Here is a 13,883-nt window from a genome sequence, read left to right as displayed (position 1 = left end):
CTCCCGCCGCTCGTGAAAAGGTCGGCCAGCGCATAAGTCTGCCCCCTTCACGACCCCCGGCAGCAGCGGCCGGCCCGCCCGGTCCGGGGCGGGCCGGCCGCGTGACGCGAGGTCAGCTGATGGTCAGGGCGATGGTGTGCACGGAGCCGCGGACCAGGTCGATCTGCAGCTCGTAGGCGCCCCGGGCGAGCCCGGTGGTGTCCCAGTGGAAGACGTACTCGTCTCTTGCGGCGCTGTAGCGTGCGGTGTTGTCCGCCCCCTTCCGGACAGGTGCGGCCGGAACGCGGTTGCCGGCCACGCCGTCGGTCTTCTTCACGAGGTAGATGCGCGGCTCCGCGTCGGTTACCGTCTCGCCGTCTGCGTCGGTCAAGGCGAACTTGACCGGCACGGGGCGTCCGGCTTCGACGACGTCGGAGCCGTCGCCGGCCAGCGGTGGCCGCACCCCGCCGAACCGGTACTCAGGCGCGAAAAGCCGCGGCACGAAGTCGATCAGATTCGCCATCCAGATGTCGAAGCCATGCGGTCCGACCCAGGTGCCGGCGTACTCGTACTCGATGCCCTGGGAGGTCAGCCACTGCATTGCCTCCTGCGTGAACGAGTACGTGAAGTCGACGTCACCGGAGTACAGCCTTGCCAGCTTGGTGCTTTCGTTGACCGCCTGGGCGTCGACGGTGGGGTAGGAGAGCAGGCCCCCGGAAAAGGCACCGATGTAGGCGAACTCGCCCGGGTGGTTGAGCCACGTGCCGAGGGTGTTCATGGCTCCCCACGACAGACCGGCGAGCGCCTGCTCATCCGAATCAGTCGAGATGTTGTACTTCTCCGCCGCGGTTGGCATCACGTGTTGGCTGAGGTCGGTCCAGAAGTCGACGCCATTCTGGTCGGGCATGACCACGACCATCGGCACCATTGTCCCGTTGAGGTAATGGTTGTCGAGGATCTGTCTGGCACGCCCGGTCTCGATCCAGCTGCCGTAGTTCTGGCCCCCGCCGTGGTACAGGTACAGCACCGGGTAGGCAGCTGCGCGGTCGGCATCGTAGCCGGGCGGCGTCCAGACGTACGCGTAGCGCTCTGCGCCCTGGCCTCCGTCGTAGGTCATCAGCGAGACCGTGCCGCCCCTGCCTTCGGGGACGTCGGCCAGCATCGCGTCGGACTCGCCCGGCACGAAGAGCTGCGACTCCATCACATGGGTGTTGACGGTGTCGGCGGGGTCCTTCTTGTCAACGCCGTCGACCACGTACCGGTAGTAGTGGTAGCCGTCGAGCGGTCCGATCGTGCTGCGCCAGCGACCGTCGGGCTGCTTGTCCATCGGGATCCGGAACCACTGGCCGTTCGGGGCCCAGTTGCCCCAGATCGTGACGTCCTTGGCGCCAGCCCACTGGGTGCCGGTCTCGAACGTGACGATGCCATGGGGGTCGATGTGCGGGGTCGTGATCGACCCGGCCGCAGGGGGCGCGTACGGCCGGGTCAGCGCACGGTGCCCCTTGCTGGCGCCGTGGGAGACGACCTTCTGTCCGAAGAGCCGAGCGGCGAAGTCTCGCAGGTTCTCCCGCCAGGCGTCCCAGGTGGCGCCGTCGTCGGGGTTGACGCCATCGAACTCGAACTTCACTCCGGACTTCTTCAGGTCCGCCAGCAGGTGGTAGTTGTCGTTGTAGGACGGGTCGAGCGTGTTGCCGACGTATACCCGGAGTAGCTCGGTGCCCTTGTTGATCGCTTTGGCCTCCGCCTTGGTGATCGGGCCGTCGACGGAGCCAGAGAAGGAGCCGACGTAGGCGAACGCGCCGGGATCGCTGCGGAGGATGCTCATCGCCTGCTCGGCACCCGTGGCGACACCGGCCAGCGCCTGGCTCTGGGGCCGAGACGAGACGTTGTAGCCGGCCCGCGCTGCGGGGACGATGGCGTTGAGCAGCTCGGCGCGGGGGTCGGCGGAGTTGGCGTCGGCCATCACGACCACCATCGGCTTGGCGTCCCTGCCTGCGACCAGGTTGTCGAGGATCTGCTTCGCCCGGCCAAGTTCCAGCCACTCACGAGCGGTCTGGCCCTCGCTGCTCAGCAGGTACAGGACCGGGTACGCCTCGGCCCGGGCGGCGTCGTAGCCGGGCGGCGTCCACACCAGGGCGGTGCGGCGCTGCGCCGCCGTCGCGCTCGGGTAGGACAGTTCCTCCACCGTCCCGCCCGCGGCGATGTCGTCCATCCACTCGACCGACTCACCCGGCACGAAGAAGGTGTTCCAGTTCGGCTTCGACGTCACCGCCACCGGGCTGCCAGGCTGGCGGAAGGACACCTTCGACCTGTCCTGCATGGTCGCGGTGTACTGGTAGTAGTACAGCCCGGGCTCGAGCGGACCGACGTTCGCGGCGTAGTCCGAGCCACTCGGGTCGAGCGCGAGCGCCGACCAGGTGCCGCTCGGGCCAATGTTCGCCTCCAGCTCGAGCGCCGCCGGCGTGCCACCGACGATGCTGATGACCTGCGACTGCGGCACCTTGAAGTAGTGATAGACGTCGTCGTGCGAATGCCACGTGTCGGTCGCGGCAGCCGCCGGGGCGGCCGCGATGGCTGACACCACCAAAGCCGCGGCTGCGACAAGGCTGGTCATTCGGGGGCCACTGCTGTGTGACATCGCGTTGCTGCTCCTCTCAGAGCGTCAAGGCCTGCCGCATCGAAGGCACGCGCCTCACCATCGAGATCGACTACCGAGACCTTCCCGACAGCCACGACGGCCCACATCCACACCAGCGGCACTACATTTCCTACACCGGTGTAGAACGAATGGCAAGAGACCTCTTCACGCCTCCATGACCTCGTGGTGAACCCTGCACTCGACACCACCCGGGCTTCTCCGACGACAAAGAGGCCATCCAGCAAAGCCACCATGGCAGGCCGCCACTTCAAGGCAGTTGACGCCTGTTGAACTGCAGTTTCATGCCGTTCGACGCTATTGACGTCCGTACATCGACCTACTCTGCGGGAATACGGCCCACACCAATCCCACCGAACTACGGGAGCGACAATTTCAGCAGGTCAGCGGCTTGTCTATTGAGGAAGGTCGATGCTGGTTCGACGCCGTGGACGCCGTTGGCGACCCCGGTAGTCGGCCAGAATCCGCCGCACACGCCGTGAGCTGGGAGTTCTCGGTCCAGGCTGATGATCACCGGCACGGTCGCGGTTGCTGCACCTGAGGTGCGGCGACCCGACCGTCGTCCTCCCGTCGCACGCGGCCGTACAACGCCGACGAGGGCTCGACGGGTACCGTCGAGCAGCCTGAGCCGATCGTCAGAACACCAGGCCACGGCCATCGAATGTGTCCTGGCACCGGACAGACGCCCATCCCCCGCGCCGCCCGCCCGCCGTTCAACGACCCTGGGGCCCGACCCCCGCCCACACCGCGAACCAGCCCGCGCGGAAAGCTGAACGATCACGTGCTCCCAACCCGCTCGCAACGTAAGGAGCAGAAACACCAAAGTCCGTTACCGGAGGCCGGTAACGGACCTTCTGCGCAGCACACATGGATGGTGGGCGATACTGGGTTTGAACCAGTGACCTCTTCCGTGTCAAGGAAGCGCGCTCCCACTGCGCCAATCGCCCGCGCTCGCCGGCCCGGCGTGAGAAGCCGGCCCCGGCTGCGGTCGGCCCCACGGGGCGGATCGCGAGCGGACGACGGGATTCGAACCCGCGACCCTCACCTTGGCAAGGTGATGCGCTACCAGCTGCGCTACGTCCGCGTGCCGCCAGCGTTCGCCGGCGACGGGGTGAACTGTACCCGATGGCAAGATCGCCGAACAAACTCCCCTCGGGTGCGCGGCGCGCGCCGCCGATTACCCAGGTCACCGACGGGGTACTTGTCCACCTCGACAGCACACTGCATCCCCCGAAGGAGGCTGTCGTGGGTATCGGTACGAGCATCTTCCTGATCGCGGTCGGCGCGATCCTCACGTTCGCCATGGACGCCACCGTCGGCGGTGTCGACCTGGACGTCGTCGGCTGGATCCTGATGGCCGCCGGGGCGCTCGGCCTCGTCATGACCACGCTGGTCTGGGGCCGCCGTCGCGAGGTGGTCACCACCACCGAGCCGGTCGAGTACCGCCGCGTCGAGGAGCGTCGGGACGTCGCGCCGCCGCTGTAGGCGGCCCGTCGTCGAGATCCTGCCCCTCGACGCGTTCCCCCCTGGACGGCGAAACGGCCCGGCACCTGTGTGGTGCCGGGCCGTTACCCGTGGTGGGCGATACTGGGTTTGAACCAGTGACCTCTTCCGTGTCAAGGAAGCGCGCTCCCACTGCGCCAATCGCCCTCGTCAACTGCCGAGGTGGAGACGGGATTTGAACCCGTGTACACGGCTTTGCAGGCCGTTGCCTCGCCTCTCGGCCACTCCACCGAGGTTGCCCCCGACATGCGTGGCGGCAGATCCGAGCGGACGACGGGATTCGAACCCGCGACCCTCACCTTGGCAAGGTGATGCGCTACCAGCTGCGCTACGTCCGCATGCCCCCGGCGTTTTCCGGTGACGGATGAGAACTTTAGCCGAGCCCGCGAGCGGTTGCCAAATCGGGGGGCCGCCGGGCGCGTCCGCCCAGGCCGCCGCCCCGCCCGACGGGCCGCCCGCCTCCCCCGCCCGACGGGCCCGCTCGGGCCCGCTCGGGCCAGGCGAGGGATGACCGCGTCGCCATGTCGCCGACATGGCGGTATCCCCGTGCGGCGGAAGGCCCCATGTCGGCGACACGGAGCTTTCCGCCGCGTCCCCGGCACCGCCGAGGCCAGCCCGCGTGGTCGCGGACATGGCGGCGCGCCACACACCCCGTAGGCTTCCTAGGAGACTGGACAGGACGCCCCACGACAGGAGCGGACATGGCCGACAAGGACTAGGAAAGTGTCCTACTTCCGACTCGGGGGATCGAATCCGCCGGGGCGGTCACTGTTTGTGCACGAACGGATAGGTTACGGTAGCGACGTGACGAGACGTGCCGCCGAGATCCGCCTGGATGCCCTCTTGCGCACGGCCTGTGACGTGATCGCGGAACGGGGCTTGGCCAACACCCGCACGGCCGACGTGGCCCAGGCGGCGGGGGTCAGCCAGGCGCTGGTCTTCTACCACTTCGCCACCAAGGAGCGACTCCTCTCCCAGGCCTTCGCCTACGCGGTGGAGCAGGATCTCGCCCGGCTCGACGCCGTGGTCCGGTCCGCCGCCTCGCCCCTGGTCAAGCTCCGGCGGATGCTCAAGCTCTACGCCCCGACCGGCCGGCCGACCTCGTGGTCCATGTGGATCGACGGGTGGTCGGAGTCGCTGCGCGTCCCGGAGCTGGAGAAGGTGTCCCGCCGGCTCGACCTGCGCTGGCGGGAGGATCTCGCCGCGGTGATCGCCGACGGGGTGCGCGAGGGCGTGTTCGAGTGCGCCGACCCGGCGGGCGCGGCGTGGCGGATCAACGCCATGATGGACGGCCTCGCCGTGCAGTTCGCCGTGCACGACCGGGTGATCTCGCGCCGGCAGTTCGCCGAGTGGATCCGCCTGGCCGCCGCCCGCGAACTCGGCCTGGAGCCGGCCCAGCTCGACTGGTCCGCCCCCGCGCAGGATCGCTCCCGCCGGGCCGCGCAGCCCCAACCCCAGCCCGACGCCGTGAGCTGACCGGCCCGGCCCGGCCCGACGCCACGAGCCGACCGACCTGCCCGACGCCACGACCCGACCGACCCGGCCTCGCCCGACGCCGTGAGCCGGATCAGCCTGCCAGCCTGACCAGCCGGCCCGCCGAGTCAGCCGGCCAGCCGGCGCAGGCGGGCCCGCGCCGGCGGGTGGACGTTGGCCAGCTCCAGGTCCCCGCCGTAGTGGGCGAGCACCCGGTGGTCCATCACCCGCCGCCACACGGGCGGCACGAGGGCGGCCACGACCATCGTGGCGTACCCGGCGGGCAGTTGCGGCGAACAGTCGAAGCTGCGCAGCGTCTGGTAGCGGCGCAGCGGGTTGGCGTGGTGGTCGCTGTGCCGCTGGAGCTGGAACAGGAAGACGTTGGTGACGGTCCGGTCGCTGTTCCAGCTGTGCCGCGCGTCCACCTTCTCGTAGCGGCCGGCGGGGTTGCGCCGCCGGGCCAGTCCGTAGTGCTCCAGGTAGTTGACCACCTCCAGCAGGGAGAAGCCGAACACGGCCTGGAGCAGCAGGAACGGCAGCACCTGCGGCCCGTACGCGGCGGCCAGGGCGGCGAACAGCACCAGCGTCATGGCCCACGCGGTGAGGATCTCGTTGCGGTACGTCCACGGGCTGCGCCCCCGGGCGCGGAACCGGCCCGCCTCCAGCCGCCACGCCGAGCGCAGGCTGCCGGCGACGGTGCGCGGCCAGAAGGCGTAGAAGCTCTCCCCGAGCCGGGAGCTGGCCGGGTCGGCCGGGGTGGCGACCCGGACGTGGTGGCCCCGGTTGTGTTCGACGTGGAAGTGCCCGTAGCCGGTCGGCGCGAGGGCCACCTTCGACAGCCAGCGTTCCAGCTTCTCCCGCTTGTGCCCCAGCTCGTGTGCCGTGTTGATGGCGATGCCGTCGACCACGGCGAGCGTGGCGACCAGCCCGGCCGCGCCGAGCGGGCGCAGCCCGCCCGAGGCCCACACGGCGCAGCCGAGCACCAGGCCGGCGTACTGGGCGGGCAGGTAGAGGTAGGTCAGCCAGCGGTAGTAGCCGTCGCGGGCCAGGCGCGGCACCGCCTCCTCCGGCGGGTTGCGCCGGTCGTCGCCGACGAGCAGGTCGACGACCGGGATCACCCCGAAGACCACCACCGGCGCGAGCCACCACGCCCACGAGCCGGCGCCGCCCCGCCAGGCCAGCCACGAGGCGAAGGGCAGCGCCGGCACCAGCAGGGCGAGCGGCCAGAGCGGCCGGCGCGGGTCGCGCCAGGCGGTGGGCGGTGCGGTCGCGGGCGCGCCAGCGGTCATCGCCGGTCTCCGATCTCTCGGGTACGCCCTGACTGTGGCACGCGTCACGACGTTTTACAAGAGTCGGAGTTTTGTAAAGCACGCGCCGGTGCGGCGTCAGCGGCGGAGCAGCCCCCACCCCCGCTGCGGCGGGGCGGCCCGCTCGAAGTCCAGCCCGACGGCCGGCTCGCCGGCCTCGGCCGTCTTCGTCAGCTGCCGCAGGCGCAGCAGCAGCCCCACCCCGAGCGACAGCAGCAGCGCGCCGAGCAGGAACGCCGCCTGCACCACCCCGAAGCCGCCCGACGACGACACGGGACGCCCGCCCGACGCGGCCGGGGGCACCTCGGCCACCACCTCCTCGCTCGGCTCGACCTCGTCGTCCACCCCGGCCGGCTCCAGCGGCTCGTCCGTCGGGTCCGCCGACGGCTCGTCCGTCGGGGCCGCCGCGGTCGGGGTCGCCTCGACCTCCGCCCCGATCACCTCCCGGGTCGCCGCCTGCCGCGCCAGCAGCCGCGACTGCGCGTCGTACGCCTCGGCGGCCAGCGTCACCCGTCCCCGGGTGACGTCCTCGGCGAAGGCCACCCGGTAGCGGGCGGTCACCGTGCGGCCCGGGCAGAGCGTGCCCGGGTCGAGCTGCCGGTCGGTCAGCCGGGCCGTGCTGCCCTGCGTCCGGATCTCCAGGGGGAACAGCCCGGTCTCCTCGATCCGGTCCATCTTCACCTGGTCCAGCCGCAGCCCCTGCACGGTGAGCACCATCGACCAGCGGACCTTCACGCAGCCGCCGTCGCGGCGCGACACCACCGCCGAGACCGTCTGCACCCCGTCGCCCGCCGTGAACTCCGTCGGCAGGCCGCTCAGCTCGGTGGCGAACCCGGCCGCCGCCGCCCGAGCCGGCGCGGCGACGCCGACCCCCGCTCCGGACAGGCAGGCCAGCACCACCCCGACCCTTAGCGCGTACCGCACCACCGTCACCACCGCCCTCGCCTCCCGTCGGATCCATCCATCCGGCAACGCTATGGGCGAACCGGACAACCGGGTAGACGGGCGTGTTCGCACGTACCGCGAAGCCCGGGGGGTCATCTCACCGACAGTGGTGAACCGGTGACCGTCCACCCGCGACACGCCCGGGATCGCCGGGCAGGGACAATCGGTGGCGTGTCCGATCTCTCCGCGGCCTTCGTGAGGCTGCACGCGCGGCTCGCCCCGGTGGCCTTCGTCCCCGAGGTCCGCCTGCACCAGGCCGACGAGCCGATCGGGTTGTGGGAACTCACCGAGGGCGAGTTCCGCAGCTCGCAGCCGCCGCCGTTCTGGGCGTTCGCCTGGGCCGGCGGGCAGGCGCTCGCCCGGTACGTCACCGACCACCCCGAGGTCGTCGCCGGCCGCCGGGTGCTCGACCTGGCCTCCGGCTCCGGCCTGGTCGCCATCGCCGCCGCCCGCGCGGGCGCGGCGGCCGTGCGCGCCGCCGAGGTCGACGAACGCGCGGTGGCGGCGGTCGCGCTCAACGCCGAGGCCAACGGGGTACGCGTCGACGCCGCGCTCGGCGACGTCCTCGACGGCGACGCCGGCGACGCCGAGGTGGTGCTCGCCGGGGACGTCTTCTACAGCGAGGCGATGGCCCGGCGGATGCTGCGCTTCCTGCTGCGGGCCGCCCGGTCCGGCGCGCGGGTGCTGGTCGGCGACCCGGGCCGGGCGTTCCTGCCCCGCGAGCGGTTCCGCGAGCTGGCCGGCTACGACGTGCCGGTGCCCGAGGCCCTGGAGAGCGTCCGGGTGAAGCACACCACCGTGTGGGAACTGGACCCCGCGCCGCCGGGGGCCGCCCGCTAGGTTGACCCGGTGCTGTTCCGGGGCTGGGGCGACGCCGTCGACGGGCCGTGGCCCGACATCGCGACCGTGACCGACCACGTGGGCGCGGCGCACCTGGTGGTGACCCGGCACGCGCTGGTGCGACGGGTGCTCGCCGACCCGGTGACCTTCCGGCCCGACAACGCCCTCGACGCGGTCACCCCGATCCCGGTGGCCGCCCTGCGGGTGCTCGCCGGGCACCGGTTCCGGCTGCCGCCGACCCTGGCCAACAACGGCGGGGCCAGCCACCCGCAGATCCGGGGCATCGTCGCCGACGCCCTGCACCCGAGCCGGGTCGCCGCCCAGCGGCCCTGGCTCACCGACCTCGTCCACGACCGGGTCGCCCGGCTGCGGGCGGAGCTGGACGCGGGCGTACCCGTCGATCTGTATGCCGGCCTGGCCGCGGACCTGCCGCTGCTCGCGCTGGCCCGGCTCGTCGAGCTGCCCGACGCGCCGGTCGGCGCGGTGAAGGAGTTCGCCCGCGCGGCCCTGGAGCTGTTCTGGGCCCCGCTCGACGCCGACCGGCAGGCCGCCCTCGCCGCCGAGGTGGGCCGGTTCCACCGGGTGCTGCGGGCGTTCGCCGCCACCGGCGGCGGGCTCGCCGCCCGGCTGCGCGCCGCCGGCCACCGCACCGACGTGGTCGTCGGCGCGCTGTTCTTCCTGCTCGTCGCCGGCCAGGAGACCACCTCGCAGTTCCTCACCCTGCTGCTGCACCGGCTCACCGCCGAGCCGGCGGTACGCGCCGGGCTGCGCGCCGGCAGCATCGACGTCGCCGACGTGGTCGAGGAGGGGCTGCGGCTGGAACCGCCGATCGTCACCTGGCGGCGGGTCGCCGCCGTCGACACCACGCTCGGCGGCACGCCCGTCGCGGCGGGCACCAGCGTCGTGCTGTGGCTGGCCCGCGCCGGCCGCGACCCGCAGGTGGTGGCCGCCCCCGACGAGTTCCGCCCCGGGCAGCCCGGCTCGCGCCGGCACCTCGCGTTCGGGGCGGGCGCGCACCGCTGCGTCGGCGCGCAGCTCGCCCGGCTGGAGGCCGCCGTGGTCGTCGCCGAGGCCGTGCCGCTGCTCGACGGCGTACGCGTGCTCCGGCCGCCGTGGTGCCCGGACAACCTCACCTTCCGGATGCCCGACGCCTTCGTGGTCGCCCGCCGCTGACCGCCTGTGCCGACCGCCGCCGCCCGCTGCCGCCAGCCGCTACCGCCGGCCGGTCAGCCGGCGTCCTCGGCCCAGGCCCGCCAGTCGTCGAGCACCCCGTACAGGGCGGGGGTGAGCCAGCCCGACGCGGACCGGCGGAAGACCCCCGGGTCCATCGCCCCGGCGCCCGCCGGCAACGCGCCGATCAGGTGCGGCACCAGCTCGGTCAGGTTCGCCCAGTGCACCAGCTCCGGCTCCGCCGGCCACGCGCCGATCACCACGCCGGCCGGCACCGCGCGCCGGTCGAGGGCCTCCAGGGTCAGCGCGGTGTGGTTGAGGGTGCCGAGGCCGGCACGGGCCACCACCACGGCGGGAGCGCCGAGCGACACCGCCAGGTCGGCCAGCGTCCACGCCTCGCCGGAGGGGCGCAGCCCCATCGGCACGAGCAGCCCGCCGGCCCCCTCGACCAGCACGAGGTCGTGCTTGTCGGCCTCCTCGCGGATCGCGTCGACGGCGGCGTACAGCTCCAGCGGCTCCAACTGGGCCACCCGGGCCGCCGCCAGCGGGGCGAGCGGGTCGGGATAGCTGGCCAGGGTGCGGCCGGTGAGCGGGGCGGCCAACCGGGTCACCGTGTCGACGTCGCCCGGGTCGCCGGTGGCCGTGCCGGTCTGGCCGGGTTTGACCACGGCGACCCGCAGCCCGGCCGCCTGGGCCGCGGCCGTCACCGCCGCGGTCACCACCGTCTTGCCGACCCCCGTGTCGGTGCCGGTGATCAGCACCGGCCCGGTCCACGCCGCGCTCACGGCGTCACCTCCGCCCGTCCGCCCGCGCCCGCGCCGGTCACGGGGTGCATTCCACGATCACGTCGAGGGCCCGCCCGAAGTCCGCCCGGGCCACCCCGGCGTTGACGGTCACCCGCAGCCGGGACCGGCTGTCCGGCGTCGACGGCGGGCGGAAGCAGCCCACGGCCACCCCCCGGTCGGCGCAGTCGGCGGCCCAGGCGGTGGCCGCCTCGGGGCCCGGCGCGGTCACCGAGACCACGGCGGCGTCCGGCGCGGAGACCTCCAGCCCGGCGGCGCGCAGCCGGCGTACGGCCAGCGCGGTCCGCTCGGCCAGCTCGGCGCGCAGGTCGTCGCCGGCGCGGGCCAGGTCGAGCGCGGCGCGCACCCCGGCGGCGACGGCGGGCGGCAGGGCGGTGTCGAAGATGAAGGTCCGGCCGGTCTCGACCAGGTGCCGGACGAACTCGGCCGGGCCGGCGACCACGCCCCCCGCGCCGCCGAGCGCCTTGGAGAGGGTGGCGGTGACCACCACGTCCGGCTCGCCGGTCAGCCCGGCGGCGGCCACCCCGCCCGCCCCGGCGGGGCCCAGCACGCCGAGCGCGTGCGCGTCGTCGACGAGCAGCAGCGCGCCGTGCCGGCGGGCCACGGCGTGCAGCTCGGCCAGCGGCGCGAGGTCGCCGTCGACGGAGAAGACCGACTCGGTGACCACCACCGCCGGCCGGCCCGGCGCGGCGGCCAGCGCGGCGGCGACCGCCGCCGGGTCGGCGTGCGGGGTCACCACGGTCTCCGCGCCGGAGATGCGGCAGCCGTCGATCAGCGAGGCGTGGTTGTGCGCGTCGGAGACGAGCAGGGTACGCGGCTGCGTCAGCGCCCGGATCGCGCCGAGGTTGGCCAGGTAGCCGGAGGAGAAGACGAGGCTGCCATCGACGCCGAGCCAGTCGGCGAGGGCCGCCTCCAGCCCGTGGTGGGCGTCGGTGGAGCCGCGCACCAGCCGGGAACCGGTCGCGCCCAGCCCGTACGCCGCAAGGGCCCGCCCGGCCGCGGCCGTGACCTCGGGGTGGGCGGCCAGGCCGAGGTAGTCGTTGCCGGCCAGGTCGACCACGACGTCGCCGGCGGCGCGGGGGCGCAGCCGGCGGGTCAGCCCCGCCTTCGCCCGCAGCTCGGCACGGCGGTGCAGCGCCGCCAGCCAGTCCGCCACCGCCACGCTCCCCTCCCCGCCGTCTCCGCCGGGCGAAGTTACCACCAGTCGGCCGCGCCGCGGCGTGGCGCGGGCCGGCGCGCGGTGCCGCCACCGCTCGGGCGCGGGGGGCCGGGCCACGCTCGGGCGCAGCGCTCGGGTGCGGGAGGCTCGGGCCGGGCTCCGGTGCGGGGGCTCGGGCCGCGCTCGGGCGTTTCTTCGCCGCCGGGCGCCTTGTAGGGTACGAGCCATGCCAGAGATCCTCGACCAGGCCCGCAACCAGGTGCTGGAGAACGGCGTCGGCCTCGACCAGGCCGGCGTCCTCGCGGTGCTGAACCTGCCCGACGAGCACCTCCCGGCCGCCCTCCAGCTGGCCCACGAGGTGCGGATGCGCTGGTGCGGGCCGGAGGTCGAAGTCGAGGGCATCGTGTCGCTGAAGACCGGCGGCTGCCCGGAGGACTGCCACTTCTGCTCGCAGTCCGGGCTGTTCGCCTCGCCGGTCCGCTCGGTCTGGCTGGACATCCCCTCCCTGGTGGAGGCGGCGAAGCAGACGGCGGCGACCGGGGCGACCGAGTTCTGCATCGTGGCCGCCGTGCGCGGCCCCGACGCCCGGCTGATGAAGCAGATGCGCGAGGGCGTCGCCGCGATCCGGGCCGAGGTCGACATCCAGGTCGCCGCGTCGCTCGGCATGCTCAGCCAGGAGCAGGTCGACGAGCTGGTCGACATGGGCGTGCACCGCTACAACCACAACCTGGAAACCTGCCGCTCCTACTTCCCCAACGTGGTCACCACGCACTCGTGGGAGGAGCGCTGGGAGACGCTGCGGATGGTCCGCGAGTCCGGCATGGAGGTCTGCTGCGGCGGCATCCTCGGCCTCGGCGAGACCGTGGAGCAGCGGGCCGAGTTCGCGGCGCAACTGGCCGAGCTGGACCCGCACGAGGTGCCGCTGAACTTCCTCAACCCCCGGCCGGGCACCCCGCTGGGCGACCGCCCGGTCGTCGAGGGCAAGGACGCGCTGCGGGCCATCGCCGCGTTCCGGCTGGCCATGCCGCGCACCATCCTCCGGTACGCAGGCGGCCGGGAGATCACCCTCGGCGACCTGGGCACCCGCGACGGCCTGCTCGGCGGCATCAACGCGGTCATCGTCGGCAACTACCTGACCACGCTGGGCCGCCCGGCGACCGACGACCTGGCGCTGCTGACCGAGTTGAAGATGCCGGTCAAGGCGCTCTCCGCGACGCTGTGACAGGGACCTCGACGATGGCCGTGTGGTGCGACCGGTGCGGGGAGCCGGCCGACGGTGGTGGCCACGCGGCGTGCCGGGCGGCGCGCGAGCTGGAGCCGCCCCGGTTCTGCGCGCGCTGCCGCCGCCGGATGAAGGTGCAGGTGCTGCCGGTGGGCTGGGCGGCGGTCTGCGTCGAGCACGGCGAGCTGCGGGGCTGAGGCCGGTGCGGGTGCTGCGGGGCAGGGCGGTCACGCTGCGACCGGTGATGGCCGACGACGTGCCGGCCCTCGCGGCGATCCGGGCCACGCCGGAGGTGCGCCGCTGGTGGCGCGGCGGCGACGACCTGACCGAGGCCGTCCGCGCCGACCTCGGCGACGACGACCTCACGGTGTACGCCGTCGAGCACGACGGCCGGGTCGTCGGGGCCATCCAGTGGTACGCCGAGACCGACCCGGACTACCGCCACGCCAGCCTGGACGTCTTCCTCGACCCGGCGGTACGCGGCGTCGGGCTGGGCGGGGACGCGATCCGCACGCTGGCCCGGCACCTGATCGACGAGTACGGCCATCACCGGTTCACCATCGACCCGGCGGCGGCGAACACGGCGGCCATCCGGGCGTACGCGAAGGTGGGGTTCCGTCCGGTGGGCATCATGCGCCGCTACGAGCGTGGCGCGGACGGGAGCTGGCACGACGCGCTGCTGATGGACCTGCTCGCGGAGGACCTGTCCGGCTGAGTCAGCCGGCCTCCAGCAGGTTGTTGCCGGGATCGGGCAGGGTCCGCCGACAGGCGTGCCCGGCACCGTGCGGTGCCGGGCACGCTTCGGTTCTGCGCGAGTGCGGTGCTG

Annotated in this window: 12 protein-coding genes and 5 tRNA genes; 7 read left to right on the top strand and 10 right to left on the bottom strand. The window is 73.3% G+C overall.

What is annotated here, in order from left to right; genetic code table 11:
• Positions 1-112: 112 nt before the first annotated feature.
• From TK50_RS10615 to TK50_RS10605, 3 genes are all read right to left on the bottom strand, one after another.
• Positions 113-2,593 carry an alpha/beta hydrolase-fold protein gene (locus TK50_RS10615; RefSeq protein ID WP_158499161.1) on the bottom strand — a complete coding sequence of 827 codons (2,481 nt, stop codon included), beginning with the start codon at positions 2,591-2,593 and terminating at the stop codon, positions 113-115.
• A gap of 914 nt (positions 2,594-3,507) precedes the next feature.
• A tRNA-Val gene (locus TK50_RS10610) sits at positions 3,508-3,582 on the bottom strand.
• Positions 3,583-3,646: 64 nt separating this feature from the next.
• Positions 3,647-3,719 (bottom strand) — tRNA-Gly (locus TK50_RS10605).
• Between the two features lie 161 nt (positions 3,720-3,880).
• Between TK50_RS10605 and TK50_RS10600 the strand changes: the two genes are divergently transcribed.
• Positions 3,881-4,120, top strand: a complete 240-nt coding sequence (locus TK50_RS10600) for a DUF6458 family protein (protein WP_043962588.1) — start codon at positions 3,881-3,883, stop codon at positions 4,118-4,120.
• 90 nt (positions 4,121-4,210) lie between these two features.
• Here the strand turns inward: TK50_RS10600 and TK50_RS10595 are convergent.
• From TK50_RS10595 to TK50_RS10585, 3 genes are all read right to left on the bottom strand, one after another.
• Positions 4,211-4,285, bottom strand: a tRNA-Val gene (locus tag TK50_RS10595).
• A gap of 13 nt (positions 4,286-4,298) precedes the next feature.
• A tRNA-Cys gene (locus tag TK50_RS10590) sits at positions 4,299-4,369 on the bottom strand.
• Between the two features lie 34 nt (positions 4,370-4,403).
• A tRNA-Gly gene (locus tag TK50_RS10585) sits at positions 4,404-4,476 on the bottom strand.
• Between the two features lie 466 nt (positions 4,477-4,942).
• Here TK50_RS10585 and TK50_RS10580 point away from each other — a divergent pair.
• The gene (locus TK50_RS10580) at positions 4,943-5,614 is read left to right on the top strand and encodes a TetR/AcrR family transcriptional regulator (protein ID WP_043962587.1); all 672 of its coding nucleotides are present in this window, start codon (positions 4,943-4,945) and stop codon (positions 5,612-5,614) included.
• A gap of 125 nt (positions 5,615-5,739) precedes the next feature.
• Here TK50_RS10580 and TK50_RS10575 read toward each other — a convergent pair whose 3' ends face one another.
• Both TK50_RS10575 and TK50_RS10570 read right to left on the bottom strand, forming a co-directional pair.
• On the bottom strand, positions 5,740-6,900 hold the full coding sequence (locus TK50_RS10575; RefSeq protein WP_043962586.1) for an alkane 1-monooxygenase: 1,161 nt from the start codon (positions 6,898-6,900) through the stop codon (positions 5,740-5,742).
• Between the two features lie 96 nt (positions 6,901-6,996).
• Positions 6,997-7,854 carry a hypothetical protein gene (locus tag TK50_RS10570; RefSeq protein ID WP_229404226.1) on the bottom strand — a complete coding sequence of 286 codons (858 nt, stop codon included), beginning with the start codon at positions 7,852-7,854 and terminating at the stop codon, positions 6,997-6,999.
• A 180-nt stretch (positions 7,855-8,034) separates the two neighbouring features.
• Here TK50_RS10570 and TK50_RS10565 point away from each other — a divergent pair, with 180 nt between their 5' ends.
• Both TK50_RS10565 and TK50_RS10560 read left to right on the top strand, forming a co-directional pair.
• A complete protein-coding gene (locus TK50_RS10565) occupies positions 8,035-8,703 on the top strand; it encodes a class I SAM-dependent methyltransferase (RefSeq protein WP_043962585.1) in 669 nt (222 codons plus the stop codon).
• A gap of 9 nt (positions 8,704-8,712) precedes the next feature.
• Entirely contained in the window at positions 8,713-9,876 is a 1,164-nt protein-coding gene (locus TK50_RS10560; protein ID WP_043962584.1) for a cytochrome P450, read from the top strand.
• Between the two features lie 53 nt (positions 9,877-9,929).
• On the opposite strand, the gene bioD is transcribed toward TK50_RS10560, so the two are convergent.
• Positions 9,930-10,634 carry a dethiobiotin synthase gene (gene bioD, locus TK50_RS10555; RefSeq protein WP_043964245.1) on the bottom strand — a complete coding sequence of 235 codons (705 nt, stop codon included), beginning with the start codon at positions 10,632-10,634 and terminating at the stop codon, positions 9,930-9,932.
• Positions 10,635-10,695: 61 nt separating this feature from the next.
• On the bottom strand, positions 10,696-11,832 hold the full coding sequence (locus tag TK50_RS10550; protein WP_043964242.1) for an 8-amino-7-oxononanoate synthase: 1,137 nt from the start codon (positions 11,830-11,832) through the stop codon (positions 10,696-10,698).
• Between the two features lie 229 nt (positions 11,833-12,061).
• On the opposite strand from TK50_RS10550, the gene bioB reads away from it, so the two are divergent.
• The 3 genes from bioB to TK50_RS10535 are packed head-to-tail and all read left to right on the top strand — an operon-like array spanning position 12,062 to position 13,772.
• On the top strand, positions 12,062-13,057 hold the full coding sequence (gene bioB, locus TK50_RS10545) for a biotin synthase BioB (RefSeq protein ID WP_043962583.1): 996 nt from the start codon (positions 12,062-12,064) through the stop codon (positions 13,055-13,057).
• Positions 13,058-13,071: 14 nt separating this feature from the next.
• Positions 13,072-13,254 (top strand): biotin synthase auxiliary protein BsaP, encoded by a 183-nt coding sequence (bsaP, locus tag TK50_RS10540; protein WP_043962582.1) that lies wholly within the window; start codon positions 13,072-13,074, stop codon positions 13,252-13,254.
• An 11-nt stretch (positions 13,255-13,265) separates the two neighbouring features.
• Entirely contained in the window at positions 13,266-13,772 is a 507-nt protein-coding gene (locus TK50_RS10535) for a GNAT family N-acetyltransferase (protein WP_043964240.1), read from the top strand.
• Positions 13,773-13,883 lie beyond the last annotated feature (111 nt).

Source organism: Micromonospora haikouensis, from assembly GCF_000876225.1.
Taxonomy (GTDB): Bacteria; Actinomycetota; Actinomycetes; order Mycobacteriales; family Micromonosporaceae; genus Micromonospora; species Micromonospora haikouensis.
Note: the sequence above shows the minus strand (reverse complement) of the source record. Positions and strands in the feature narration are given on the sequence as shown.

Bases quoted from the DNA above. Each gene is read 5' to 3' on its own strand.
- TK50_RS10615 (WP_158499161.1), bottom strand. From the start codon at position 2,593: ATGACCAGCCTTGTCGCAGCCGCGGCTTTGGTGGTGTCAGCCATCGCG.
- TK50_RS10575 (WP_043962586.1), bottom strand. From the start codon at position 6,900: ATGACCGCTGGCGCGCCCGCGACCGCACCGCCCACCGCCTGGCGCGAC.
- bioB (WP_043962583.1), top strand. From the start codon at position 12,062: ATGCCAGAGATCCTCGACCAGGCCCGCAACCAGGTGCTGGAGAACGGC.
- bsaP (WP_043962582.1), top strand. From the start codon at position 13,072: ATGGCCGTGTGGTGCGACCGGTGCGGGGAGCCGGCCGACGGTGGTGGC.